Below are 25,877 nucleotides of genomic sequence, written 5' to 3' on the forward strand. Positions count from 1 at the left end.
CCATCGCCGACATCGCCCAGCGCGTCGGCTATGGATCGACAAGCGCCTTCAGCGTCGCCTTCAATCGGCATATGGAGATGCCGCCTGGGGCGTATTCTTGCGCAGTTGTTGCTGCGGCTTAACGGGCCCATCCTTACCCACCGATATAGGCGGCCAGCTCTTCAGGTGTTCCCTTGGGAAAAGCCTGTATGAGGAAATCGAGGAAGGCAGAGACCCGCGCGCCCAAGAGACGCCGCGACGGGTAGAGCGCCCAAAGCGCGATCTCGGAATTCTCGACGTCTCCCTAGTGCATCAAGGTGCCGACGGCGAGATCGTGGCTCACCAGCGAGATCGGAAGGCGCGCAGCCCCGACGCCTGCCCTCACCGCGTCGCGAACCATGATGAGGGACGACAGGACAAGGACGGGATCGATCCTGATCTTCGCGGGCCCTTTGGTGGTCATGATGTTCCAGGTCTCTGGACCTGCCCCTCCTCGAACTACCCTTGTTCACATACTTAACGAAGTCGTCGTTCCGAGATATCGTTCGAATTTGCTTGAGGAACCGATCAGCGGTCGCCAACCGCCTGCGGCGCACATCTCCCGTGAGAAATTCAAGGTATCTATACTCGTTGGACATAAGCTTATACCCAAGCCTGTACTTGAGCCTTTCTGCTTATGTCAACGTTCCGGTCGGGATGGGGGTAGTTCAGCTATCCTATGGCAAAAATTTATGCCCGTACCCGATGGCCGGCACAGAAAAAGGATTCCTTAAGTATCAATCAAGTTTGTCCTACTAATGCGACCTAACTGGGTCAATGTGTTTACTTGCAGGAATGGCCTGCTTCCGGTTTTTCGGACGCCGAGTTAAGCTAATCCCACCTTTGTTTCAAAGTCATTGGGGCTGATATAGCCTAGTGTCGAGTGGCGGCGCTTCGGATTCTAGAAGCGCTCGATGTAATCGAACACATCCGCTCTTGCATCATTCCTCGTGCGATAAACCCTCCGTGCTGTTCTCTCCGTTTTCAGTGATGCGAAGAAGCTTTCCATTGCAGCGTTGTCCCAGACATTTCCAGAGCGGCTCATGGAGCAGGTGATGCCGCGGTCGCTCATGAGACGCTGGAACTGCTCGCTCGTATATTGGCTTCCATGATCGGAATGATGCAGTAGCGCGTCTGGTTTGCCTCTGCGCCAGATCGCCATAATCAGCGCATCAGTCACGAGTTGGGAGGTCATGCTGGCATTCATCGACCAGCCAACGACAGGGCGTGAGAACAGGTCAATGACGGCCGCGACATACATCCAGCGTTCTGATGTCCAGATATAGGTGAAGTCGGCCACCCATTTCTGGTTCGGTCGCTCTGCCATGAACTGACGGTCCAGCACGTCGATATGATCACGGCACGGTCACCGGCATCTTTCGGCAAGCCACGCCGTCTCGGTCTGGCCCTGAGCGCATTCAAGCGCATCAGCCGCTCGATACGATGGAGGCCACAGGATAATCCTTCTTCCAGCACGTCATGCCATACGCGGCGAGCACCATAAGTGCGGTCGCTGATTTTGAAGCTCTGCCTGATCTTGTCCAGCAGAACCTCATCATAGCGAGCGCGTTCACTTACAGAACGATTGACCCAGGCATGGAAACCTGAACGAGAAACCCCTAGCGCTTCGCAGAGCCATGCCACCGGCCAGATCGAACGGTGCTTTGCAATGAACGCGAACCTCATATCGCGTCCCTGGCAAAGTAGGCTGCGGCCTTTTTTAGGATGTCGCGCTCCGCCTTCAACTTGGCGACTTCACGACGGAGCCGATCAATCTCAAGCTGCTCCGGCTTCATCTGGCCTTCCAGGAAAGGATTGGCTGGGATCGCCGCCGTATTCGCGAACCCATTTGCGCAACACATTCTCGTGGACATCAAGGTCACGGGCCGCCTGGGCAACAGCGACCCCACGCTCCTTGACCAACTTCACCGCCTCAAGCTTGTACTCGCGGCTGAACTTCCTTCTTTGCATTAATGCTCTCCGGTTCAGGAGAAACACCTTAACTCAGTGTTCATGAAACCGGCAGCAGGCCATCTACCGCGATCAGCTCCTCGTCGTCGCCAAGACCGCCCATCTGGAAAACGACAAGATCATTTACGGTGAGACCTGCATCTTCGTTGGCCAGCAGCACGTCATCACAGTCCGGCACGGATTGGCAAGATCGTACCAGAAACTACGCGAGCAACTCGAGCAGGCGCCGCAGCTCCTCTAGCACGGTCCCGACTATGTTCTCCACGGCATCCTGGATTTCATCGTGGACGGTTATCTGCCACTCGTCGAAACGATCGAAGATAGGGTTCTCGAAATGGAGAAGCATGTTCTCATTTCCTTCCTCGAACGGGAGCAGATTCGCAGGATTTTCCGGATGCGCAGGCAGGTCATCAAGTTTCAGAGGGTCATTGGTCCGATGGCGGAAGTTGCCAGCAAACTTACCCATCTTGAACTGCCGTGCGTCGACAACAATGCAAGGCCGCTCGTCAGGGACGTTCATGATCATGTTCGTCGCGTCGAAAACATTGTGATCGGGCTGCGCGATATTATGACATCCGTCTTCGAAGCCGGAAATCTTCTCGAGCAACAGCGGCAAGGCGCTATCACCCGGCAGCTTGCTGCATGGGCGGCGATCCTGGCGGTGCCAACTGCAATCGCCGGCATCTACGGCATGAACTTCGAAAACATGCCTGAACTCAAAACCTAGTATGGATACTGCGTCGTACTCGCGACCATTCTGGTGCTTTGCGCCATTCTTTACTACCGTTTCAAAAAAGCAGGCTGGGTGTAAAAATCTTGATTGGAACTGAACCTGCGAAACCCACAGCGTCCGCGGTAAAGTACTATTTTTACAAGTATTTTCGATGTACTTCGCGTTTATACGTGATCCTCATTTTAGACAGACTGATGGAGCGACCTCAAATGCGGTCAGCTTCTGGTGTTCCAACAAGCGTTGCTGCGGCTGCATTTGCCTTTTGAAGTGCATTTTTCATCGTTCTGCCGGACGCAATTTCTGCGGCGAGGACGCCAATGAACTCGTCTCCCGCTCCATGCGTACTTTCCACTATCACCTTGACTGCTTCGATCGCAATTTCCTCTCCGCTGCGACCGACATAGGCGACGCCTGAACCACCAGCGGTGACGACTACTTCTGGGTAGATTTTCGCCAGCTTTCGTGCAGCCTCCAAAGCGCCTTCGAGTGTCTCAACCACAGGAACACCCGCCAGCATTTCTGCCTCGATAGCGTTCACGACGAGTATATCGATGAGCGGCTGGATGTCGATGGAGAGAGCTCTGGCGGGGGCAGCATTGAGCAGAACACGGCCACCGGCCTGCTTAACGGCCCTTGCACCAACGACATTGGCCGCATCAGGAATTTCGTTCTGAAGGACGAGCAGCGTCGTCCTGGACAGCAGTTCATGTGCCGCGTTTACATCGGCTTCACCGAGAATTAGATTGCTACCCGAGACAATAACGGCACCGTAATCGCCCTCCTCGTCAAAGATTGCAACACTCATTCCCGTTGATTGGGAGGCGTCGCGCCGAACGAAGTGATGATCGACACCTTTGCGTTTCAAATTGGCAAGCAGGAAACGCCCGAAATCATCATCAGCGACGGCTCCGATCATCGAAGTGGCCACGCCTGTGCGGGCTGCCGAAACTGCCTGATTTCCGCCCTTGCCGCCGCTTTTGGGATGCCATGACGTTCCGGTCACCGTCTCGCCTTTCCGTGGCCGTGATGGCCCCATGACGGCAATATCGTAGTGCAGACTGCCGAAAACGGTGACGAGAGGCAAGGATGTCATGAAGGTTTATCTTTCCGCTTGGATTTGACGGCAGACATGGTCCGGTCAAGATTTCGTTCAGCCGATTGGTAGTCGCGTTGCGCAACCGCCATGAACACGGCATCGAGGATATTCAACTGTGCAATCCGGGCAGCTGCATTCTCGCCCATCAGGGGAGAGCCCTGCGCCGTAGAACAGAGGACGACATCTGCGGCTTGCGCCAAGGCAGATGAGTTGTAGTTGGTGACTGCGATGGTTTTCGCGCCATTCCGCTTGGCGACTTGAAGTCCTTCGATAATCGCCGTCGTGTTGCCAGAATGAGAAAAGCCAACGGCGATATCGCCCTCAGACAACAGGGCTGCCGACATAAGCATCATGTGCACGTCGTCAACCACGCTGGCACGCACGCCAATACGCAGAAACTTATGCGCGACGTCCCGTGCGATCTGCGCCGAACCGCCCACACCGTAAAAGTCCCTATGCTTTGCACTGTGTATAAGGTCGGCGGCCTTATCGAAGGCAACCATATCCAAAATGGAAAGTGTTTCCTCCAGTGCATTGATGGAAGTGCGGAAAACCTTCTGCACAATCTCCATGGACGTATCATCTACAGAAAGTTCCTGATGCATTTCTGCGGTCGGCTGGCGGTTATACTGGCTGACTGCCGTGCGAAAATCACGATAACCGGCAAAGCCGAGCTTCTTGGTGATCTTGACCACCATCGCTTCAGAAACACCGGCATCGTCTGCAATCTGTTTCAGCGACGTATCGTCGCTGAAATCACGCATGGCGAACACGGTATCGACAACCTTCGCTTCGAGTGGCGTCAGCAATGGCATCATCATGCGGATGCGTGGGCCGACGGCCTTAGTGTCGAAGCTTTCGGAATTCATTCTCTTCCCCTTGTCGCACGATCAATCATCATGGCAACGAGGATTATAAGACCAGTGGCGAGCAGTTGATAGAAGGCCTGAACATTCATCAACGTCAAACCATTGCGCATTGCCCCCAAGATGATTGCGCCCAGAATAGTACCAAGAATGCTGCCCTTGCCGCCCATAAGCGATGCGCCGCCGATAGCCGCTGCCGCGATGGCATCCAGCTCCCACAGATTGCCAAGAATGGGTTCAGCTGCGCCAAGGCGACCGATGAGGATGAGCGAGGCAAGTGAAGCCAAGACACCGGAAATCACATAGGCCGTGATTTTGGTGCGCGCGATGGGAACACCGGCGACATAAGCCGCCTCTTCATTGCCGCCAACTGCCATCAGATATTCGCCAATCGGCGTCTTCTTGAGCAGAATCCATGCAGCAATAGCCACGACAGCGACGATCAAAATAGGAGTTGGAATGCCGAAGAGAGTACCATTAAAAAGGGTGCGGAACCCTGCGGGAATACCGAGAACGGGATTGCCGCCCGTGTAGATCAGAGCGATGGCGCGGTAGGTGCTGAGCGTGCCGAGTGTGACGATAAAGGGTTGCAGGCCGACATAGGCAACGAGCGCGCCGTTGACAAAGCCGCAAAGCAAGCCCACGCCGAGGCCCGCGAGGATCGCCAACGGTATCGGTGTGCCCGCGACGAGCAGACTGGCGGTGATAACCGCCGAGATCGCAGCCGTTGGGCCAACCGAGAGGTCGATGCCGCCGGAGATGATGACGAGCGTCATGCCAAGCGCCAGGCAGGCATTGATGCTGGACTGCTGGAGAATGTTGACGAGGTTTCTCTCGGAAATGAAGCCCGGAACCAGTGCGGCAAACACCGCCATAATGACGATGAGGCCGATCAGCGTTCCCGCATCGCGCAGAGAAAACGAGAAGCGGCGGAACGCCGGAGCGGAGGTTGCGGGAGCATTTGAAGTGCTGGTCATGACTTGTCCTGTAGGTTCACACGGGTCGCGCAACGCGCGCCTCATCCGCATCCGCATTCGCCCCTGGAATGGCATGCGCGACAATCGCGCTTTCGCTTAGTTGATCACGTTCAATGGTCGCGGCGATCCGCCCTTCGCGCATCACCAGCACACGGTCAGACAGACGGATGACTTCCGGGAGTTCGGACGAGACGACGATGATGGAATGCCCCTCGCGGGCGAGGTCTTCGATCAGATGATAGATTTCCGACTTGGCGCCGACATCGATCCCGCGGGTCGGTTCATCAAACAGCAGGATTTGCGACTTGGCGGCCAGCCAACGCGCGATAATCGCCTTTTGCTGATTGCCACCGCTAAACAAGCGGATCGGGCGATCCAACTGGAAGGGTCGAAGATTGACACGCTTCAGCAAGTCCTTCGCGGTCGTTCGAAGCTTGGCATTGTTGATCATGCCGCCGGACGAAAAACGACTGAGGGAGGCCAGCGCCATATTGGTGGCGACGGGGCGCAAGGGAATGATGCCCTCACGCTTGCGCTCTTCCGGCACCAGTCCGATACCGGCAGCGATCGCATCGCGCGGGTTGGCGAAACTCTGCTCCTTGCCGTCGATGCTGATCGATCCTGCGCTCAGGCGGTCTACACCCGCCAGCAGACGCAAAAGCTCCGTGCGGCCAGAGCCGACTAGCCCGGCAATGCCGAGAACTTCGCCCTTACGCAAGGTGAAGGACACATCGCGAATTCTTGTGGCCGAAGAGAGGTTTCTAGCCTCGAGCTTGACGGTATCCTTGACGAAGGAATTATGCTCTTCCTGCATCAATTCGCGACCGACCATCTTCGCGATCACGTCGGTTTCCGAAACCTCGGCAAGATTGACAATGTCCACCAACTTGCCATCGCGCATAATGCTGGAGCGCTGGCAGATGCGGAAGACCTCATCCATCTTGTGCGACACATAAATAATAGAAACGCCGCTTTGCGACAGGCTGGCGATGACCTCGGCCAGACGATCGAACTCGCTGGGGGTCAGGCTCGATGTCGGCTCGTCCATGGCGATGACCTTCGCCTTGTCGAGAAGCGCGCGACCGATTTCAACGATCTGGCGCTGCGCGACCTTTAGCGACGATATTGGTGCCGAGGGGTCGATTGTTTTGTCGATCTTCGCAAGAGCTTCGGCGGCGCGGGCTTCCTGTTCGCGGCGGGACACGAACATGCCGCCCATATGCGTCAGCGAATGTCCGAGAAACATATTCTGGGCAACACTCAGGTGCGGCACCTGCTGAAGTTCCTGGTGTATCATGGCGACGCCGGCGGCACGCGCATCCATCGGCTTCTTGAAGGCGACAGCCTCCCCATCAACGAAGACGGTGCCTGATGTCGGGCGAAACACGCCCGACAGAATGCGCAAAAGCGTGGATTTGCCGGCGCCGTTTTCACCGAGAAGTCCATGGATTTCGCCGGGAGCGACGTCAAACGAAACGTCCGTCAGCGCGTTGACGCCGGGAAAGCTCTTGGAAATCGTCTCAAATCTCAGTCGTGGCGTCATGTTCCACCTCTCAGGCTGGATGGAGATGCCGGGTTTGGTCGGCACCTCCTTGAGCATTGATCACTTGGCAGTCTTGGCGTCTTCCATCAGCACGGCGCGCACATCGACGCCCTGGCCCTGATAGCGGCTAAGATTGTCTTTGGTGATGAGAGCCTGCGGCGTGGCGACAACGCGGGGCAGTTTCTGTCCGGCCACCAGACGAAGCGCTGTCTCAAGCGCAACTTCGCCGGTCAGAACTGGGAAGCTGTCAACGGTGCCCGTCAGTTCACCCGCCTTGATGGAGGCATAGGCATCGGAAATGCCATCCGTGCCGAAGACTGCGACCTTGCCAGCAAGACCCGCGGCCTTGACAGCTTCAACGATGCCAAGCGCCATGCCGTCGTTGTTGGCGTAGAAACCAATCAGATCAGGATGCTGGTTGAGGATGTTGGTGGCAGCATCATAAGATGTCTGGCGATCCCAGTTGCCGGGAACGCTGGCAACGACCTGGAACTTGTCGTTTTTAGTAATTGTGGATTTGAAACCGTCCGTGCGTTGCACAGCAGCGTAAACACCGGCCTGACCTTCGACAATGGCAACCTTGCCGCCCTGCGGACGGTTCTCGATAAACCATTTGGCCACGCGCACACCGTTGTCACGCTGGACGTTGCCGACATAATGTTCAGCCTGTGGAATGACGGCATCGTTGACGTTGACGACAGGAATATTGGCGGCCTTGGCCTGCTCTATAACCGGCTGGAGATTGGCATCCGTCTGCGGCGAAACGAGCAAAACATTGTAGCCCTGCGTGATCATGCCTTCGGCAATGGTGAGCTGACCCAGTTGGTCGCCTTCGCTCTGTGCGGCCTGATAGGCGACGGGAACGCCGACCTTCTTGCCGAAAGCTTCATATCCCAGACCCAGCGAGCGCCAATATTCATTGGTCAGCGTCTTGGACACCGCACCTGCCTTGGTGCCCTCAGGTAGTTTCGGGAAAGGCCCGAGCTTGGCTTCCAACTGAGACCAGTCCATGCGATCCTTTTCCGTATCGGAATTCAGCGGCGCAAGTTCCTGCGCAAAGGCTGCGCTGAACAGGAAGCTGGCGGTAAGCCCGGCAGCGAGTGTTGTCTTCAAAAAGGTCTTCATCGGTTTCCTCCCAGATAGAATATGTCCGCATGCCTTCGGCATGCGTTGTGACAAGGTTTTGGATTTTCGTGTGCAGATCAGCCGAGCATCAGTTCCTGAATGACGGCCTGCGCGGAAACGGCATCCTGACGTTCAACCGCACCGGACAGGCGATTGTCCTGCTCGATACGATCCACCACTTTCAGCATCCGCTTGACGGTCTGAATGTTGACTTCGCATTCGTGAACCGGGTCGAGGCCGGTCATGTCAGGGAAGGTGTCGAAATAGATAGCGCCATCATAACCGTCCTTGCGGATCTGGCGCAGAAGCTCGACCGTCTGCTGGGTATGCACGGCGCCCACCATCAGGCCGTCGTCACGCTTGGCGTAACCGTCATTGAGGTGAACGCCGAGAACGCGGCTGTAGCGAGCAATCAGGGCTGCAGCGAAAGCAGGCTGCTCGTCGGCATAAAGCACATGAGCAAAGTCGAGCGTCACACCCAGGTTGGGCATGTCAACATCCTTGATGGCCAGCAGCGTGGTCGCGCAATCTGGCATAAGGCTGTAGGAACGAGGCTCGTTGGGCTTGTATTCGATGCTGATGAGGCAATCCGGATCATGGGCGCAAACTTCACGAATTCCATCGATCTCGTGTTGCCACAGAGTGTGGTAGTCAGCCTGAAAGGCGTAATCGAAGCCATCCTGCCCCAGCCACAGCGTCATCAGGCTGCTGCCAGCGGCACGCGCAGCGTCGATACCCTTCTTCGTGAGATTGATCGCTTCCCGGCGCACAGCCGCATCAGGGTTGGTGAAAGCACCGATCTTGAACGCCGGATTAGTATAGTAGCGCATGGCAAAGCCATTAATCGCAAGTCCAAGATCGCCTATCTGGCGGGCAAGAAGCGCTGGATCATCGCCAACATGGTCGGGATAATTCAGATCTAGATCCGTCAAACCATCAACCTTCGCAGCACGCTTTGCCATCTGCAACATGGTCGGCTTGCCAGAAATATCAGGCCACTCGGCAGCAGGCTTCGAGGCGAAGGAATTCAGTCGGGTGGCGAATTTCAATTGGGTCACTGGTCTTGCTCACTTCAGTCGCTGTTGACACAACTTCACAAATTAAATTCATTTTGTAAAGCTATATATGTTGTGCATAGCATCAATTCGTGTCGGAGATAGAGTTTCATGACGATATTCCGTGCGTCAGGACGCGCGAAGTCAGCCGCCGGAGCTTTTTACAGCTATGGTGGCCTGACATGAGAAGAAAGGCCGCGAGGTGCGCAGCCAAATCTGATGGCGTCAGCGCGCCATCACTGCTTCGATTTCGGCAAGCATCGGCATTGCTGGGGCCGTCCCACGCCGGGTCACGGCGATACCGGCGGTCGTGCAACCGAGCCGCACCGCCCAGAGCGGCTCTGCACCACGCGAAAGCGCAGCCGCTAATCCACCCACGAATGCATCCCCCGCGCCAGTCGTATCGATGGCCGGACCGCAGGAGACGGCAGGCACATGAACGGATTGGCCCGGCGCATGAAACAACACGCCCCGCGCGCCAAGCGTGATGATGGCCGCGCCAACGCCGCGAGAAAGGAAAATATCGCCAGCGCGCTTGGCATCATCAAGCGTATCGATTGGAAAGCCGACAAGCGCGGCAGCTTCCGTTTCATTCGGAATAATGAAGTCACAAAGGCTGTAGACGTCCTCCGGGAAGGTCTCCGCTGGTGCCGGGTTGAAAATCGTTGTGACACTGGCGTTGCGCGCAATTTCCAGTGCATGCCGCGCGGCCTCCACAGGCTGTTCTAGCTGGGTGACGAAAACGGCGGATTGCGCAATTGTGTCGCGTGCCGCTTCCACATCGCCAACACCGATCGTTCCTGCTGCTCCCGCATAAACGATAATGGCATTGTCGCCGGTGCTGTCATTGACGTAGATGAAGGCGGCACCGGTTGGCTGATCGTCCATGACCGTCAGCTTTGCCGTCACTCCGGCCTCTTCATATGTCTTAAGAGCCAGATCGCCAAATGTGTCGCGGCCAATCTTGGAAATGAAAGACACTTGCGCACCGGCACGCGCCGCGGCGACGGCCTGGTTGGAACCTTTGCCGCCAGGACCGACTGAGAAGCCGCTGCCAGTAATGGTTTCGCCCACAGTAGGCATGCGGGGCGCAAGATAGGCGGTATCAGCAACGAAAATACCGAGAATGGAAACGCCTGACTTCATTCCAGACCTCATTTTACGGCGCCTGCGGTGAGGCCCTTCACGATATAGCGCTCAAGAAAGATGCCGACGAGAACGAGCGGCATTATGGCCGCCGTAGCAATCGCGGCCATCGACCACCAGTTGATGCCCTGTGAACCTGTTTGGCTGGCCACCATCACCGGTAGCGTCTTGGCATTCGAACTCGTTAGCAGCGCGGCGAAGAAATACTCGTTCCAGCATAGAATGACCGAAAGGATGAAGGCCGCAACCATGCCGGGCAAAGCGATGGGCAGAACGATGCGCAGAAAGGCACCCCAGATCGAACAACCATCCACCAGTGCTGCCTGCTCAAGCTCGACAGGTATCGTATCGAACTGATCGCGCATGATCCATATGACGATGGGCAACACCATCAGCGTATAGACGAGGATAAGGCCGACCAGCGTATCGAGCAGCATCAGATGTTTGTAAAGAACCAGAAAGGGCATCGCCAAAACGACAGGCGGCAATATGAGTTGGGACAAGAAGAAAAAGGAAATATCCTTATTCTTCATCCAGAGAAATTTGTAGGAAAACCGGCTGAGGCCGTAGGCCGCCAGCGAGCCGATCAGTACGGCCAGAAACGATGCGCCAGCCGAGGCTACGATACTGTTGAGAAAGCGGCGGATAAATTCGTCACGAACCGTCGATTGCGCAAAAATCGTATCGGGAGAAAGACCCAGTGAGCGCCAGCCTTTCCAATCCGGCGTGAAGTCAACGAAAGGAACGAGATGCCCTTGCGTCACATTGACTGCCGTCTTGAAGGACGTTGTGATGGTCCAGTATATTGGAAACAGCGACACGAAAGCCCAGAACACCAAAGCCGCATAGATCAGCAGACTGCTGGTCATGAACTGCGGTCGGCGGGACCAAAAGCTTAATTTAGGGGTGGACATTTCAACATGTGCTGCCATGGGCTTCAGCCTCGATTGTCCCGTTGCATCCAGCGGCTCGCCCCTTTCAGGATGAGCGCGACGAAAATGACGATGATGACGAGATAGAATTCCGCAAGCATGGTGCCGTAGCCGACATTGGAGCGGTCTCGGTATTCGCGGAAGATGAAACTGGAAACGGTATCGGTCGCTCCGCCCGGTCCACCTGCAGTTACGTTGATGACGATATCGGCCAGTTTCAGCTGAAAAATGATACGCAGAATGATGACCGTTATGCTGACTGGCAGCATCAGCGGAAAGGTGATTTCCTTGAAGCTCTGCCAACCGGACGCCCCATCCACCTTCGCCGCTTCCTTGATTTCGGAGGGCAAGGCCTGAAGACCCGCAAGCAGCAGGATCATCATGAAGGGAATGGAGACCCAGGCATCCATGGCCATGATCGAAGTCCGCGCCACCCATGGCGTCGAGAAGAATGCCGGATTGTCCCAACCGAGGTGGCGCGCAAGCGTCGCCGCCGGGCCGAAACGATATTCCATCAACGATTTGCCGATCATCCAGCTCACGGCAACGGGGCTCAACATCAACGGCAGCAGGAACGCGACACGAAAGAATTTACGCGCTTTGATCTCCGCGTTCAGCAACAATGCGAGCCCGAAGGCGATGGCATATTGCACCAGAACCGACAGAACATAATAGACCATGTTCAGCAGCGCGTTCCAGAAGTAGCGATCTGCAAACAGTGTTCTCAGATTATCAAGCCCGTTGAAACGGCGGCCCGCCACAGCGCTCAGGTTCCAGTCGGTAAAAGCGATGTAGAGGCCGAAGACCGTGGGAAAAACCACCATGGCCACGGTGAAGAGAACGGCTGGCAAAACGAAAGCTGCGCGCTGCCCCGCCTCCCCGCGGATCATGACTTGCGCCGCGCAAAGCGCTGCAGCCCATATGATGTAGGCAAACAGCAATGGTTGCCAGCTGACGAAACCAAAGGTCGTGATGCCGGCTGCGTCAGCTATCTGCGCAAGCAGGGCGCCAAAGAGCAGCACCGTCGCGGCCATGAGCAACAGCTTTCCACGCCGCGCGGAGCTTCGTGGAACGACGGTCCGCCGTACAGGGCTGATGGTTTGCGTGATCGTATGCGACATAAACAGACCTCTGGGCTGGTAAGCCGAACGGAAGACTTGGCGACTCAGGCGGCAAAACCAACCGCCTGAGCAATTGCAAACTAAAGATTTGCACCACGCATCATGCCCCGAGCGAGGCCTTGTAAAGTGCAATCTGCTTGTCGCGCCCGAGCTGATCCGTCAGCTTTTCCCACGCCGCAGCGATGGCGTCCGCTCCGGCCTGTGCGCTGGCTTGTCCTGCAAAAACCTTGGCAAGCTCGTCTTCCGCGATGCTGTAATATTGGAAGATACCGGGAATACGCGGCTCGATGGCAGCGTTGGGGTGATTGTAGGAGTTGGACTGCGAGGCGAGGTAGTTCGAGATGAAAGCCTCGTCATAACCCGCCGTCACCCATTCCTTGATGTCGAACTGGCTCTTGCGATAGCACTGGAAGCCGGATGGATAGGCCGCCGTCCAAAGCGCGATGTCCTTGCCACCCAGATGGGCCGCCGCGCTCCAGGCCGCCTTTTTCTTTTTCTCATCGCTGTCGACCCGCGACATGACGTAAACGCCCCACCCGAGATAGGCCATGTTCGGGGCGTGGTTCGGACCGCTCGCCAACTTCTCCCATTTGCCGGTTTTCGAATTATAGACATCGTCAGAACCCGGCAGGATATCGAAACCAATGGTGTCGCCCACAACAGAACTATCGCTGGTGCGTGCGGCAGCACCGACATCACCCCACCACGAGACCATCGAGCCGGTTCCAGCAAGAAACTGCTGGAAGGCCGTAGTGCCGGGGTCGGCATTTAGCTGGTCGCCCGCTTCAGATGGCAGAGCATCGATAACGTCCTGAATGGCACGAACCCAGGCAGGATTGTTGATGCGCGGTTTCATCGTGTCAGCGTCGAACAGCCAAGCCTTGTCATCCGGATGCTTGGCATATGCCGTTGCACGGCTGCCGAGGAAGTAGAAGCCGAAACCACCCCAGGCCTTTGGCGCATCGAGATAGCCAAGAGCATCACCGCCAGCGACGGTCTTGCCCTTGAGGAATTTGGTGACTTCCTGCACCTTCTGCCAGGTTTTCGGCACGCCCCACTCGCCCTCATGGCCCTCGTCCTTCCAGGCTTTGGCAAGATCGGCGTCGGTGAAGTAATCGGTGCGATAATTGAAGTTGTGGCAGTCGCCATCGACAGACACGCGGTAGGTCTTGCCATCCCATGTGCCTACGGGCGCTTTCAAGTAATCTACATAGTCGTCCATATCGATCTGGGCCTTGACCCAATCCGGCATCTCGGAGGCCAGCCCCTTGCCGCAAACATCTCCCTCGAACGGCGCACCCATCTCGAGGATGTCGAAATCGACTGTGCCAGTGGCGATGGCCTGTTGCAGACGCGGATTATAATCCGCCTGCGCCAGATCGATCCATGTGATCTTCGCGCCGGTAAATTCCTCCCAAGGCTTCAGGAAGCCGCGAAACAGAACATTGTGAAGGTTCTGGTTGTTGAGGCCCATGAAGGAAAGCTCGACACCGGCGAATTCGCCCTGCTTGACGTTTTTCTTCGTCGCCCCCAGACACATTTCCCCGACCTTCTGCCAGTCAGCATCAGTTGGAGAGCCCTTGCCGACGCCCGGCACCTGTAATATCTGACTGCGCAAGGATGCGTCCTGCGCATAAGCTGCTCCGAACGGACCCATCATACTGCCTGCAGCTGCCACGGCACCCAGGCTTGCACCGGTTTTCAAGATGGCACGGCGGCTCAGGCCGATAGCCATCATTCTCTCGAAATCACTGACTTTCATGCGGTTCTCCTCCCGTTGATTTGCTATCGTCGCTTTTCTCCTCACGGCGACGACCAGATTCACTCCAGCCTCAATCCGCTTTCCCCATCGAAAAGATGGACCAGCGCAACATTCGGCGTCATTGCAATCGTGCCGCCCGCGGGCTCTTCCACGCGCTCGCGAAACACGCCGATGATCTTCTGCTGACCAAGCTTGGCAAAGACTTGCGTTTCAGAGCCAGTCGATTCCGCTACCGTCACCTGCGCGCTGACAGTTCCGCCAAGCGTGAAATGCTCTGGCCGGATACCATAAAAGGCAGACCTTCCCTCAGAACCGGCAGGCGCACTTGATAGGGGCAAGCGAATGCCATCATCCGTTTCGAAATAGGGCCCAGCGGCATTGCAAATATGGCCTTTGATGAGGTTCATGGATGGAGAACCGATGAAACCGGCAACGAAGGTATTTGCGGGCTTATCATAAAGCGTCAGCGGCGAACCGATCTGTTCCACGCGCCCGTCTCGCAGCACGACAATACGGTCGGCCATGGTCATGGCCTCCACTTGATCATGCGTCACATAGATCATGGTGGTTGCCAAACGTCGCTGCAATTCCTTGATTTCAGCCCGCATCTGCACGCGCAGCTTGGCATCGAGGTTGGATAATGGCTCGTCGAAGAGAAAAACTTTGGGATCGCGAACAATCGCTCGACCCATAGCCACACGCTGGCGCTGGCCACCAGAAAGCTGGCGCGGGTAACGGGCCAGATAAGGTGTAAGATCGAGTATCTCTGCGGCCTTACGGACGCGGGAATCGATATTCACCTTGGCCTCTCCACGCATTTTTAGCGCAAAGCCCATATTCTCCGCGACTGTCTTGTGTGGATAGAGCGCATAGCTCTGAAACACCATGGCAATATCGCGATCCTTCGGAGGCAGGTCGTTAACCACTTTTCCGTCGATCTGGATATCCCCAAAAGTGATCGGCTCAAGCCCAGCGACCATCCGCAACAAAGTCGATTTTCCGCAGCCGGAAGGCCCCACCAGGACGACGAATTCGCCGTCAGGTATTTCAACGGTAACGCCATGGATCACTGTCAAGCTTCCATAGGCTTTCCCGACATTGACGATGTTCATCGATGCCAATAGCTGTTCTCCTCCACCGGCATCGCGCACTCCTCGCGATACTGCGCCTCCCCTAAATGAGCGAGTACAGCCCGCCAGCTGCACTCGCCATCATCATGTGATCCTTGGGAGGACACTTCCGTTGACCGAACTTCACACATATTTATATTTTTGTAAATTAGTGTTTCGCTGACTTTTTTATAATCCTTCAAACTAGCTTGAGAACAGAGGTTTTATCAGAGAATGAACGGGAAATATTTGTCACGCAGCGCGATATTACGAGTCTTGCATATACCCCCTTGAACGGAAATAATTGCAGACATTACAAAAATCAAATACCTCGTGAAGATTAAATCTGCTGTTCCTGGGAGGAGAAAGCGGTGCTCAAAGGTATCGACCCCATTATCAACGCAGAACTGATTCATGCCCTGATGTTGATGGGACATGGCGATCAGTTGGTTTTATGCGATATCAATCATCCTGCACAAACCATCGCGCGTCAAACGACTTACGGCCGCCTGATCGATGTTTCCGGCTGCGGCCTGGAGCGCGCCGCACAAGCGATTTTAAAGCTTTTCCCGCTGGACACATTCGTCGATGCACCAGTCAAACGCATGCAGTTTGTCGGCGATCCCGACCGCCAGGTTCCGATATTCGCAGCCATGCAGGCGGTTATCGACCGTTCCGAGGGCCACCCCGTTTTGGTAGAACCACTGGAACGCTTCGCGTTCTACGAAGCCGCCAAGAAATCCTTCGCAATCGTCAGAACTTCTGACCCCGGGCCGTATGGCTGCTTCATTTTGAGTAAAGGAGTCGTATGACTGTCAGCCGGCGGCGCGAGAAGCAGTTGTATGTTCTTCCTTTAACATAAACCGGGGACTGGCAATGTGTCCGCGCGGAGCGGTTTGGATAACATCAGTGGGCTTCCACACCATATGTCATCAAAAATGAATTTTGGCCGTCGAACTAGAACTATAGCTCTTGAAAGGAATCGAACCTGCGACACCGTAGTGCTCAGCGCTGCACCTTAATCGCCGAAAACGCGGGTAGCCCTTGGCTCAAAATCAGGGACCGCCTAAGATTGAATATCCCACGGGGCATGGTCGGTACTGACCGCGCGGCCGTATATGAGATCAAGCTAACTGATAGGATACGCCTCTAGGTGACACGTATGTTGCCTAACAGACGATACCCTACGTTGCGCACAACTTGTAGCGGCAGTTCCACACCCGCCTTACGCAGCCGGGCTCGGAGCCTGGCAAGCGCAACGTCCGTCACCCGGCTCGAAGGCAACAATTGATCTTCGCCAAAAATCTTAGCTACGTGTGAGCGCGATACAACATCGCTTGAGTGCGTAGCGATGTATTCGAGAAACGCAGCTTCTCTTGCAGAAACCTTAAGATGCACTCCGTCCGGCGTGATCACGACCTGACGTCTTTGATCCAGCGTCAACTCTCGTAAAGCACTTGATGTATCTGGTGATCCGGTGGGACCTGGTACGGAGCGCCTCCGTCTGGCCAAGTTCGAAATCGCAAGCCCTAGTTCCTCAACGTCTACCGGTTTGACCAGGTAGATATCTGCCCCCTTACTGTAACCTCGCACCCGATCATCTCTCGCCGTGCGAGCAGATAGGATAATTATACCAGCATCGCTCCGCCGTTTCGCGAGTTCAGCAAGCTCAAAACCCGAGATATCTGGTAGGTTGACATCAAGTACGATAACATCATGAGAATTGGACGCGACGCCTGATCGAAAGGCCGCTCCCGAGTCAGCCTCGGTGACTGACATTCCGTTTTGGCTCAAGTAATCGGCGAGGCTCTCTCTCAAGAGCTGGTCATCTTCCACGAGCAGAACGCTTATTCCATTTCGATCCGCCTTGGCGGAGAGACTGGTAATTTGAACACTTTGCTTCATCCGTGTGAGCTTCAATTTCCATTCAGAACAAAGCGGAAGGCGACCAAATAGACGTTGGGAGTGTCTCCTTGCTAATCGGTGCCTCGCTTCTAGGTGACAATTGATATCTTGTAAGAACCAATAGCGCTCTCAGCAGCTTTTGCCAATCCTTTGCAAACTAAGTTGCGGAATTGTCACGGTATTTTGCAACTCTTGCAACGTTGGTAACATTCGTTACATTTCATAACTAACGCCATCAGCGTAGACACACTACTCGTCCGTAGAGGTTTCATTCCGCGAGTCGCGGTTAACTCAGACGAGGCAAGTTCATGTTAAATTCGAGGGCAATATCGCGTCTACTGCGATCTAAAGTTTCCGTGTTCGCCATACTGGCGAGTTTCGTTACTGGAGGCGCGTTTGCTGCTCCAGTTGGGAACATACCAGTTGGGCTGAGCACAGACGGCAACACATACCTTGAGGCCGTAGACGATAGCACAGGTTATTATTTTCGGTTGGTTGATACCGCCACTGGATCCAGCCGTATAATCAAATCTCCAGTCTATGGATATAATTTTGACAGTGCTGTACTGAGTAGCAAAGGCACATACTTTGCCGGGGTCTACTATGACCAGGTCGACAAAATTTACAAACTCTCGATCTCCAGCACCGATGGCCAAGACGGATCCGGATACGCGGTTCCGGATACGTTTAGTCTCTCCGCGATATCTGACACCGGCGTCGCGGTCGGACACACCTATCAAGGCCAGGGGATGGTCTTCGACCACGGATATCTAAAGATCCTAGCGGACTATTCGAGGGGTTCGCAGCCTTTAGCGATCTCGACTGCTGAGAATATCAGCCGCGACGGTACTACTGTTGTCGGTTCATTTGCCAGAGACGTCACTCAAAACGTTCATGCTGCAGTTTGGAACCTCGCTTCGCAGAAGTTCTTAGAGGTTGATCCTGGACTGTTCAATCACTCTGTTGCAACGCTAGTAAGCGCCAACGGAGATGTAGTCGCGGGCCAGGGAGCTACTATTTCCAATCCGCAGATTGCATTCAGGTGGACTGAAGCAGGCGGCCTCATCGAAATTCCCGGCTTAAATACGGACAGCAATACCGTCCTTAAATCAATGTCAGCGGATGGCAGCGTTCTGGTGGGTTATAGCTTGGTCCCGGGCGGCGCCCATGCAATTCGTTACGTGGCGAAGTCCGATCCCGCTGCTGTGGGTACGACGACGGATTTAGGAACCCTTGGGGGCGCTTACTCGATCGCTAACTTCGTCAGCTCGAATGGCAATTATGTTGTCGGGACTTCCGGTGACTCGGAAGGCGCCAGACGCGGGTTTCGTTGGACTGAGAACAGCGGGGAAATGTTGTCTATCGAGCAATGGCTCGCAAATGCTGGGGTAAATGTAACCTACGAGACGGCTAACGCGCTCTCGGTATCAGACGATGGAAACATCGTTGTTGGTCAAACACAGAATGAGAAAACCTACCTTGCCCGTGTGGGTAGCGGAAATGATTCCAGCGGCATCATTCAAGAAGAAGAGTTCTTTCCCACTGTGGCTGCGGCCAACACAATTATCGTGCAAAACAGCGTGTCTGGCGCTAACACGATCATGTTTGGAGCACAGGGCAACCCAATGCGAAATCTTCTTTCTGAAGGGCAACGCTCAGCTTGGGGTACGGTCGATAGTGGTTACGACAACAACGACGCCGCAGCGGGTGGTTTGGCTCTAGGCGAATTCGGTCTAGGCTACGGCCTCGCTGATGGCGTAACAGCGCGTCTTTCGGTCGGGGGCACGTTTACAGATCAAGATCTAGATAAAGGCGGTTCCGTCATACAGCGAGGTTTCTACATTTCTCCCGAAATGTCGGTGGATGTCGGCCGAGACCTTTACCTGACTGTCGGCGGATATTGGGGCCGTTCAGCGATTGATTCCAGTCGAGGGTATCTCAACGGTGGTTCACTGGACTATTCCAGCGGAGCTACCGACGCGCAGACCTGGGGCGCAAAATTCCGTTTCGACTGGTTGAACGCCTTTATTGTTAGCAATACGAACATTACGCCATATCTAGGTTTGTCCTATGCCCATACGACGGTTGATGCCTACACCGAAACAGGTGGGTCCTTTCCTGTGAGCTACGATGAGAGCAAAGACCACTCGACAATTGCCCGGATAGGTGCTGATTTCGTTCATCCACTTTCAGACGAGGTACGGATCCTTGCTAAAGCAGAAGCCGACTATCAATTTGAAGATCAGTCCGCTGCAGGCACCGGGACATTAATCGGAATCAACAGCTTTACTCTCTCTGGACGAGACCTGAAGCAGTTTTGGGTTCGGGGAGGTGTCGGCGCCGAGTTCGAAGTTGGCCCAGGCACTGCTTCGGTTATGGTAAATATTACTACGCAAGGCCAAGATCCAGATGTATGGGTTCGGACCAATTATACGGTAAAATTTTAAGAGTGAGTTTCGTCGGATCCGCTAAGCGTCCTCAAGGCGAACCCGCGCCTTGGGGAATCTAGATTACCGAGATACGTGTCATCGAAGAGCGTGCGCCGTCGAGTGTAACCGCAGCAAGTTGCCCGGAGGGCAAAGCCCTAGTCCGAACTCGGGATCGCCTCCAATCCTTAGGAGAGGCTAACACGTGTGAGATCGAGCTTGACAAGCTATAGGACGAGGTCGCTCCAGGGCGCCATCCTACTCTTTACGAGAGCATTGGGTGTCAAAATTATCAAGTCGACGCATTTGGTTTATCTATTCCTGGTCACGGCGCTTTCGCTCGTTATAAGTGCCACCTCAATTTCCGCTGAAGCTGAGCGATCATCTGCACCGCTACTTAGCCTCAATTCGCCGGTCGACGGCGCGGTCTCGCTGGACGGTTTTATCGACGTTGCTACCACCAATGAACGTCTTGAGCTACGGGACGTTTTTCGGCTCAAGACGCGTTTCCACCGCATACCTGGACACGACTTAAATCTTGGCTTTGTGCAAACCTACGTCTGGCTGCGCTTTCGCGTTTACGTTCCCGTGGGCTCTAAGGCTCCAAGAGACCTGCTGCTATCAATCAAGCCAAACTTCACCGATGAGCTGACGGTCTTCGTTAATAACGTGAGAGACAAGGCGTCAGGGCAGGAGCTGAGGAGTTATGAAATGGGGGATCACGCTCCCAACTCCGAGGCCGGCTTCGACACCTCGACGAACGTGGTTCCATTGCAACTGTTGCCTGGTCAGACGACCACCGTATATGTCCGTGCTCGAAATCAAGACGCAAGCTTGAACGTCTCGTTAGAATTGATATCTCCCCATTATTACAGGCATTGGTCTCTTACACAAAATGCGATGCAGGGCGCGTGGTTCGGGGGAATGACTATCCTCTTAGTAATCCAGTTCTTCTTCTACTATTTCGACAGAAAGCGATTCTATATTTTACTCGCTGCGGACATCTTCGCGGTTTGTTGCACATATTTTGGGAGTTTGGGTTTCGCGCGCATAGCCTTTTTTGATCAGGGCGGACTTGGAAATGACTATTTCACAAGTTCGTCGTCCTGGCTCGGACTTGCCGCCGGCTCGATGTCCATCGCGTCAATATTGGCATTACGTGAGCGGTACCAGGTTTTACACAAATTCTTTATTTTTGCGGCTTGCCTTGGGGTGGTTGGGGTGGCATGCGTCTTCCTAGGTGTAAACCGTCACTTCGTTTTAATTGCAGGTCCGACGATTTTTTTGCTGACATCTTCAGCTGTCTTAGTTGCAACACTCGATTTCCTCAAAAGACCATCGGCCCAACAAGCACTTAATTTTTCGGCCTTCGCGATATTGTGGGGCGGACTAGCTGCAACAAACGGCCAGCGATACGGCCTTTTTTCGCTACCGAGCTGGGTGGCGAACTCTTACGCGGTCACGAGCATTATCTATTTTACTCTGTTGACAGGCTCGCTGGCGGTACGCTTGCGAAATGCTGAAGCTTTTGCACGCGAAGCCGACCGTAGAGCTATGCACTCAGCTTATAATGCAGAGCAACGCGCAAAAGAATTGGTCAAAGAACGAACAAAGGAATTGGAGGCGGCGAAACTCATTGCTGAGAGAGCTTTGCTCACTGAACTGGAAGCACAAGAGCAGCAAGTCCGCTTTATGGAGGTCATCTCACACCAGTATAGAACGCCGTTGGGTATAATTAAGACTAACCTGGAAAGTGTGCGGCAGACTCTTCCCGAACGCGATGAACGCAACAGACAACGTCTTGACAGAGCAAGTACTGGGATTTTCCGATTAGTCGAGCTTCTTGAGGTGAACCTTGCAAGAAGCAGAGTTCAAGGACTTGCCTACAGTCCGTCGTTTGAACAAATCGTCGTGGGTGAACTCATTTCAGCCGCCGTGGCCAGTTTGCGAGATCTCATTCAGGGGGCATCAATTATTGCCTCCGTGAGTCCTGAGGCGGAGCAGGCCAAAATTTTCGCAGACGGAGAAATATTAAAACTGGCGATCATAAATCTGTTGGAAAACGCTGTAAAATTCTCTGCGCCTATCGGCGCTTCTTCCGTCTGGTTGGCTGTTACCATATCAAACAACGAACTAAAGATAGAAATTACAGACGAGGGGATCGGGATACAAGGCGAAGACATGAAGTCTCTTTCGCAAAAGGGAACACGCAGCGAGCGCGTATCACATATCGATGGCACAGGAACGGGTCTTTATCTAGTCCAGCGCGCTGTGGACTTACACAGTGGCCGAATAAGCTTTAACAGCGTGCCCCAAGGCGGAACGCAGGCAACGGTCCTTCTTCCGCTCAGTGTCGCTAAAGACATCGGTTAAGCTGCTAACTTCCTATACCGGACATCGTAATCGTGACGCCGTACGCGGGGATTTTTATCGCCTTGATGGGAATCGAACCAGCGTTCCGAAAACCACCCCCATTACACCATTGCAACCAACCCGCACTTTCAGTTATTGCAGTTAGAGGCCTTATTCGCTATATTGGCGACTAAGGAGATATCGTCATGGCCAGCCAGATTGTTCATTTCGCCAGACTGTCAGATCGCGACCGAAAAATAGCAACGCCCTTGCCAAAGCTGGTTGCAGGCGACAGGCTGGAACTCCACGTTCGGGATGCAGGTGGCAAGGAGCAGACGCTTCCGATCCCGCCCTCGGCCGCCGCGGCTGTTGAAGCCCTTCTGGCGCACATGCTGCGCGGAGAGCGCGTTGCCGTGCTGGCCGAGGACCAGGAACTGAGCCCGAGCGAAATTTCAGCCATTCTCGGCATCTCCCGCCCGCTCGTCGTCTTGCGCATGGACCGGGGCGATCTGCCATTCCGCTACGTCGGCAAACACCGCCGCGCCCTCTTTAAGGATGTGCTCGCGTTGAAGTCGAAGCTCGACAAACGACAAACGGCGATGGAAGCGTTAGCCGAGGACACAGAGGACCTGATCGAGACCTATGGCCTCTGATCCGCCCGTCGCGGTCTACGATGCCTGCGTCCTCTACCCCTTCCACCTGCGCAACATCCTTATCCAGTGCGCCTTCGACGGTCTCGTCGAAGCGCGCTGGACCGACGATATACATGATGAGTGGATTCGCAATCTCGCCGCCAACACACCAGGTTTATCGATCGAACGCCTGGAAGCCACGCGCGACCGGATGAACGCGGTCCTCCCAGAGGCAGCGGTGGCGGACCATCACCCGCTTATTGCGGATCTCACGCTACCGGATCCCGACGATCGACATGTCCTCGCGGCAGCCATCGCGGGCAAAGCCTCCGTCATTGTTACCTGGAACCTGAAGGACTTTCCCGCTAGAAACCTTGTCGCCCATGATGTGACCAGCAAGTCGCCAGATGATTTCCTAACCGATCTCCATGCGGCGTTTCCGGAAGCCCTCATCTCCAGTGTTAGAAGTGCGAAGCATAATCTGCGTAGGACAATCCCATCGGTTGAGGCGTTCATCGACGTGCTTCAACAAGGCGGGTTGAAGAAGTTTTCAGGGGTGCTCCGCCGGAACATAACCGGATTGAAGTAAGCCGGCGCAATCCTCGAAAAATTGACGAGAACGTCCGATGGCTTCCCAGGGTTATCGTCGCCCTCGCCAGCTTCACGGATTCTTAACTATCTGCCCCTAATTCCGCACGCCCTCGGCCTGAGGCCCCGAGAAACTGCGGAATGACACATGCCAAACGAAGACCTTTCCAGACTTCATTTTCAGAAAAAGATTTCGACCTACTGTGATGTCCGTATTGCGCCCGTCGCGCCGGATTGGGTCGTAGAGAACATTCGGCCGTACCTTCTGGGTTTGATCACTTTTCGAAAGACACCTGCGCTTGTGAGTAACCGGTATGACTGGCGGCAGATCGCACACGATTGTGGGATCGATGAAGCGCTAACGATAACGTTGAAGAAGCAACTGCGACCAGCGCTGGATGCGATCATGCGTTGGCTGAAGGAGCCGCCTGTAGAAGACGACGCCCGAAAAGGCAGAAGACTGCAAGCGGCGCCGAAAGCCGCTGCCCCGCGAAAGTTTGCCCCCTCCCCAACGAACCAGCATCACGAAGTCGAAGAGGTCGAGAACTCGCCCTCCCCTGGTCGCCCCGGCCCTAAGCCGAGGCCAGCTTCTGACAAACCAGAACCATTGTTCGAGGTGAACGAAGACCCGAGTTCATTCGCCGATGCACTCGCCTATCAAATGCGCCGCTTTGGCGAGAGTTACTGGCAACTCCACCGGGCGGTCGTTCGGCTAGACGAAACCTTTGACGCGAAGACCTTGCTGTCGTGGATTGAGGGCCAGCGTGTGCCTCGCTCGGTGGCAAGCTTCGATATCCTTTGCCGGATCGAGCGTAAATATGGCTTGGAGCGAGGCTACTTCAAAGCGAAACTGCCACATCAATCCAGATCGCTGTATGGCCACGATCTGCAAGACATCAGTCCGGCGGAACGGCGCCGGCTTGCCTGGCATCTTCCCGACGACTTCGGCAGCCTGCCTTTTTCAAAGCGCGAAGAGATCCTCGAATGGGTCCGGCGCGTCATCATCTCGGGGTCGACGGATTACAGACGGTTCCAGGCGGCAGCGACGAAGCAGCGCTACGCGATCCGGTTCCCTGGGGTCACATATGGCGGGAGTGCACTCACTCCTCGACTAGCGGCTTCTAGCTGGCTGCGAGATGAGGACGAAAAAGGGCTGTCGACCGAGGCGCTCGAGGATCCAGATCTGCTCTCCGGTGTCGTTGATGCACCCCCTCGGCTTGCGATGGAGATGGCGGACCTGATCCGCTTCAAGACGTCGACACTGACCGAGATAGGCTACCGCAGGAATGGCGTCTGGAATGAGGAGACAGCCAGCCAGAAGATCGAACATCTCGGGCTGATGTTTGGGGCACTTGCGGCGTCCCCGAACGGGGTTGTCAAAGGTCGAGGCGTGCCGCTCAGCCAACTCACCTTCGGTCTCCTGATCTTCCCTGGCGTGTGGGACTGGTATTTGCAATGGCGGGAGCGCCGCCGCGGCTTCTTCACCAAATGGGAGGAAGACATGCTGATGGTGGCCATGGCCCTCACTCGCGCTCAAGTCGGCTGGATCCGCCAACATCCCGAACTGTTGCGCAACGTGAAGCCGATCGAAGGACTGATCACGACAGACGAGATTGCAGCTGCTCGTCGAGATTGGCACAGTGCGTGCGAGGACTTCCATCGCCATGCAGCCAATCGATCAAAAGAAATCCAGCGGGTGATGCGGGTCCACCGCGATCCGTTCGAGCCTATCATGTGCGTGCTGGAGGCAGATAGCCCGCTCGCTGAATATCGCAAGATCACCGAGGAGATCTTGAAGCGAATGCCCGATGAGCACCGTTACCCGAGAGCAGCCGCTGAGGCCGTCCGTTCGTTCCTGATGCTAAGGCTTGGCTTACATCTCGGCCTCAGGCAGAAAAACCTTCGGCAATTGCTGCTCTGCCCGCGCGGACAATTCCCGACGGCAGAACGCCGGCTCGAAGACACGAAGCGCGGCGAACTGCGTTGGAACGAACGAGAGCGTGGGTGGGAGGTCTTCATCCCGTCCAACGCGTTCAAGAACTCGGGCTCATCTTTTTTCGGGCAGAAGCCGTTTCGTCTGGTGCTGCCGGATCTTCTTGATCTCTACACTTATCTCAATGCCTATATCGAGCGGCATCGGAAGGTACTCTTGGGGTGTGCACCCGATCCCGGCACGCTTTTCGTCAAAACCGTCAAAACGACCAGCATCGATGCGGCGTACAATCAGACAACATTCTACGAGGCTTGGCGGTTGGCGATTCAGCGCTACGGCATATACAATCCATATACCGGCCGCGGCGCGATTAAAGGTCTGCTACCGCATGGCCCCCACAATGTCCGAGACGTCCTCGCCACACACATCCTAAAGCAGACAGGATCCTACGAGCAGGCAAGTTATGCCATCCAGGACACGCCAGACGTCGTGCAGCAACACTACGGACGCTTTCTGCCGCAGGACAAAGCAGCATTGGCAGCGCGGATCCTAAACCAGGTGTGGGAGGCAGCCTAGTGAGCTGGAAA

The 25,877-nt window shown here is 55.2% G+C and carries 18 protein-coding genes and 4 pseudogenes; 8 read left to right on the forward strand and 14 right to left on the reverse strand.

Features of this window, described 5'->3' with window-relative positions:
• Window positions 1-122: pseudogene (locus ACTJK5_RS21305) on the forward strand (AraC family transcriptional regulator); the annotation flags it as partial.
• Window positions 123-133: 11 nt separating this feature from the next.
• On the opposite strand, the pseudogene ACTJK5_RS21310 reads toward ACTJK5_RS21305, so the two are convergent.
• Window positions 134-481, reverse strand: a pseudogene (locus ACTJK5_RS21310) (LysR substrate-binding domain-containing protein); the annotation flags it as partial.
• A 363-nt stretch (window positions 482-844) separates the two neighbouring features.
• Window positions 845-1,989, reverse strand: a pseudogene (locus tag ACTJK5_RS21315) (IS3 family transposase).
• Between the two features lie 61 nt (window positions 1,990-2,050).
• On the opposite strand from ACTJK5_RS21315, the pseudogene ACTJK5_RS21320 reads away from it, so the two are divergent.
• Window positions 2,051-2,800: pseudogene (locus tag ACTJK5_RS21320) on the forward strand (magnesium and cobalt transport protein CorA); the annotation flags it as partial.
• 127 nt (window positions 2,801-2,927) lie between these two features.
• On the opposite strand, the gene ACTJK5_RS21325 reads toward ACTJK5_RS21320, so the two are convergent.
• The 11 genes from ACTJK5_RS21325 to ACTJK5_RS21375 form a co-directional block, all read right to left on the reverse strand.
• A complete protein-coding gene (locus tag ACTJK5_RS21325) occupies window positions 2,928-3,815 on the reverse strand; it encodes a ribokinase (protein ID WP_153312677.1) in 888 nt (295 codons plus the stop codon).
• Entirely contained in the window at window positions 3,812-4,687 is an 876-nt protein-coding gene (locus ACTJK5_RS21330; RefSeq protein WP_153312678.1) for a MurR/RpiR family transcriptional regulator, read from the reverse strand. The genes ACTJK5_RS21325 and ACTJK5_RS21330 overlap by 4 nt, the downstream gene beginning before the upstream one ends.
• The gene (locus tag ACTJK5_RS21335; protein ID WP_153312679.1) at window positions 4,684-5,661 is read right to left on the reverse strand and encodes an ABC transporter permease; all 978 of its coding nucleotides are present in this window, start codon (window positions 5,659-5,661) and stop codon (window positions 4,684-4,686) included. Before ACTJK5_RS21335 ends, ACTJK5_RS21330 begins: the two co-directional genes overlap by 4 nt.
• A gap of 16 nt (window positions 5,662-5,677) precedes the next feature.
• Window positions 5,678-7,204 (reverse strand): sugar ABC transporter ATP-binding protein, encoded by a 1,527-nt coding sequence (locus ACTJK5_RS21340; RefSeq protein ID WP_440613167.1) that lies wholly within the window; start codon window positions 7,202-7,204, stop codon window positions 5,678-5,680.
• Between the two features lie 60 nt (window positions 7,205-7,264).
• Window positions 7,265-8,329 carry a sugar ABC transporter substrate-binding protein gene (locus tag ACTJK5_RS21345; RefSeq protein WP_440613168.1) on the reverse strand — a complete coding sequence of 355 codons (1,065 nt, stop codon included), beginning with the start codon at window positions 8,327-8,329 and terminating at the stop codon, window positions 7,265-7,267.
• 77 nt (window positions 8,330-8,406) lie between these two features.
• Window positions 8,407-9,378 (reverse strand): sugar phosphate isomerase/epimerase family protein, encoded by a 972-nt coding sequence (locus ACTJK5_RS21350; RefSeq protein ID WP_440613262.1) that lies wholly within the window; start codon window positions 9,376-9,378, stop codon window positions 8,407-8,409.
• Window positions 9,379-9,609: 231 nt separating this feature from the next.
• Entirely contained in the window at window positions 9,610-10,530 is a 921-nt protein-coding gene (rbsK, locus tag ACTJK5_RS21355) for a ribokinase (RefSeq protein WP_440613169.1), read from the reverse strand.
• Between the two features lie 8 nt (window positions 10,531-10,538).
• Window positions 10,539-11,399 (reverse strand): carbohydrate ABC transporter permease, encoded by an 861-nt coding sequence (locus tag ACTJK5_RS21360; RefSeq protein ID WP_440613170.1) that lies wholly within the window; start codon window positions 11,397-11,399, stop codon window positions 10,539-10,541.
• Between the two features lie 68 nt (window positions 11,400-11,467).
• Window positions 11,468-12,583, reverse strand: coding sequence for a carbohydrate ABC transporter permease (locus ACTJK5_RS21365; RefSeq protein WP_440613171.1), 1,116 nt, complete (start codon window positions 12,581-12,583; stop codon window positions 11,468-11,470).
• 100 nt (window positions 12,584-12,683) lie between these two features.
• Window positions 12,684-14,345: an ABC transporter substrate-binding protein gene (locus tag ACTJK5_RS21370; protein ID WP_440613172.1), complete on the reverse strand. Its 1,662-nt coding sequence runs from the start codon at window positions 14,343-14,345 to the stop codon at window positions 12,684-12,686.
• A gap of 59 nt (window positions 14,346-14,404) precedes the next feature.
• Complete coding sequence (locus tag ACTJK5_RS21375; protein ID WP_440613173.1) at window positions 14,405-15,466, reverse strand: ABC transporter ATP-binding protein; 1,062 nt, start codon at window positions 15,464-15,466, stop codon at window positions 14,405-14,407.
• Window positions 15,467-15,825: 359 nt separating this feature from the next.
• On the opposite strand from ACTJK5_RS21375, the gene ACTJK5_RS21380 reads away from it, so the two are divergent.
• On the forward strand, window positions 15,826-16,266 hold the full coding sequence (locus tag ACTJK5_RS21380) for an RbsD/FucU family protein (RefSeq protein ID WP_440613174.1): 441 nt from the start codon (window positions 15,826-15,828) through the stop codon (window positions 16,264-16,266).
• Window positions 16,267-16,603: 337 nt separating this feature from the next.
• Here the strand turns inward: ACTJK5_RS21380 and ACTJK5_RS21385 are convergent, their stop codons facing one another.
• Window positions 16,604-17,359: a response regulator transcription factor gene (locus ACTJK5_RS21385; RefSeq protein ID WP_440613175.1), complete on the reverse strand. Its 756-nt coding sequence runs from the start codon at window positions 17,357-17,359 to the stop codon at window positions 16,604-16,606.
• A 491-nt stretch (window positions 17,360-17,850) separates the two neighbouring features.
• On the opposite strand from ACTJK5_RS21385, the gene ACTJK5_RS21390 reads away from it, so the two are divergent.
• The 5 genes from ACTJK5_RS21390 (at window position 17,851) to ACTJK5_RS21410 (ending at window position 25,866) form a co-directional block, all read left to right on the forward strand.
• Entirely contained in the window at window positions 17,851-19,806 is a 1,956-nt protein-coding gene (locus ACTJK5_RS21390; RefSeq protein ID WP_440613176.1) for an autotransporter domain-containing protein, read from the forward strand.
• A 255-nt stretch (window positions 19,807-20,061) separates the two neighbouring features.
• A complete protein-coding gene (locus tag ACTJK5_RS21395; protein WP_440613177.1) occupies window positions 20,062-22,158 on the forward strand; it encodes a sensor histidine kinase in 2,097 nt (698 codons plus the stop codon).
• A gap of 185 nt (window positions 22,159-22,343) precedes the next feature.
• Window positions 22,344-22,790: a DNA-binding protein gene (locus ACTJK5_RS21400; protein ID WP_440613178.1), complete on the forward strand. Its 447-nt coding sequence runs from the start codon at window positions 22,344-22,346 to the stop codon at window positions 22,788-22,790.
• A complete protein-coding gene (locus ACTJK5_RS21405) occupies window positions 22,780-23,358 on the forward strand; it encodes a PIN domain-containing protein (protein WP_440613179.1) in 579 nt (192 codons plus the stop codon). The genes ACTJK5_RS21400 and ACTJK5_RS21405 overlap by 11 nt, the downstream gene beginning before the upstream one ends.
• A 147-nt stretch (window positions 23,359-23,505) precedes the next feature.
• The gene (locus ACTJK5_RS21410; RefSeq protein WP_440613180.1) at window positions 23,506-25,866 is read left to right on the forward strand and encodes a hypothetical protein; all 2,361 of its coding nucleotides are present in this window, start codon (window positions 23,506-23,508) and stop codon (window positions 25,864-25,866) included.
• Window positions 25,867-25,877 lie beyond the last annotated feature (11 nt).

The organism is Agrobacterium sp. 22094, assembly GCF_052046015.1.
GTDB classification, from domain to species: domain Bacteria; phylum Pseudomonadota; class Alphaproteobacteria; order Rhizobiales; family Rhizobiaceae; genus Agrobacterium; species Agrobacterium cavarae.

Bases quoted from the DNA above. Each gene is read 5' to 3' on its own strand.
- ACTJK5_RS21385 (WP_440613175.1), bottom strand. From the start codon at position 17,359: ATGAAGCAAAGTGTTCAAATTACCAGTCTCTCCGCCAAGGCGGATCGA.
- ACTJK5_RS21325 (WP_153312677.1), bottom strand. From the start codon at position 3,815: ATGACATCCTTGCCTCTCGTCACCGTTTTCGGCAGTCTGCACTACGAT.
- ACTJK5_RS21410 (WP_440613180.1), top strand. From the start codon at position 23,506: ATGCCAAACGAAGACCTTTCCAGACTTCATTTTCAGAAAAAGATTTCG.
- ACTJK5_RS21345 (WP_440613168.1), bottom strand. From the start codon at position 8,329: ATGAAGACCTTTTTGAAGACAACACTCGCTGCCGGGCTTACCGCCAGC.
- ACTJK5_RS21335 (WP_153312679.1), bottom strand. From the start codon at position 5,661: ATGACCAGCACTTCAAATGCTCCCGCAACCTCCGCTCCGGCGTTCCGC.
- ACTJK5_RS21340 (WP_440613167.1), bottom strand. From the start codon at position 7,204: ATGACGCCACGACTGAGATTTGAGACGATTTCCAAGAGCTTTCCCGGC.
- rbsK (WP_440613169.1), bottom strand. From the start codon at position 10,530: ATGAAGTCAGGCGTTTCCATTCTCGGTATTTTCGTTGCTGATACCGCC.
- ACTJK5_RS21330 (WP_153312678.1), bottom strand. From the start codon at position 4,687: ATGAATTCCGAAAGCTTCGACACTAAGGCCGTCGGCCCACGCATCCGC.
- ACTJK5_RS21400 (WP_440613178.1), top strand. From the start codon at position 22,344: ATGGCCAGCCAGATTGTTCATTTCGCCAGACTGTCAGATCGCGACCGA.
- ACTJK5_RS21365 (WP_440613171.1), bottom strand. From the start codon at position 12,583: ATGTCGCATACGATCACGCAAACCATCAGCCCTGTACGGCGGACCGTC.
- ACTJK5_RS21405 (WP_440613179.1), top strand. From the start codon at position 22,780: ATGGCCTCTGATCCGCCCGTCGCGGTCTACGATGCCTGCGTCCTCTAC.
- ACTJK5_RS21370 (WP_440613172.1), bottom strand. From the start codon at position 14,345: ATGAAAGTCAGTGATTTCGAGAGAATGATGGCTATCGGCCTGAGCCGC.
- ACTJK5_RS21360 (WP_440613170.1), bottom strand. From the start codon at position 11,399: ATGACCAGCAGTCTGCTGATCTATGCGGCTTTGGTGTTCTGGGCTTTC.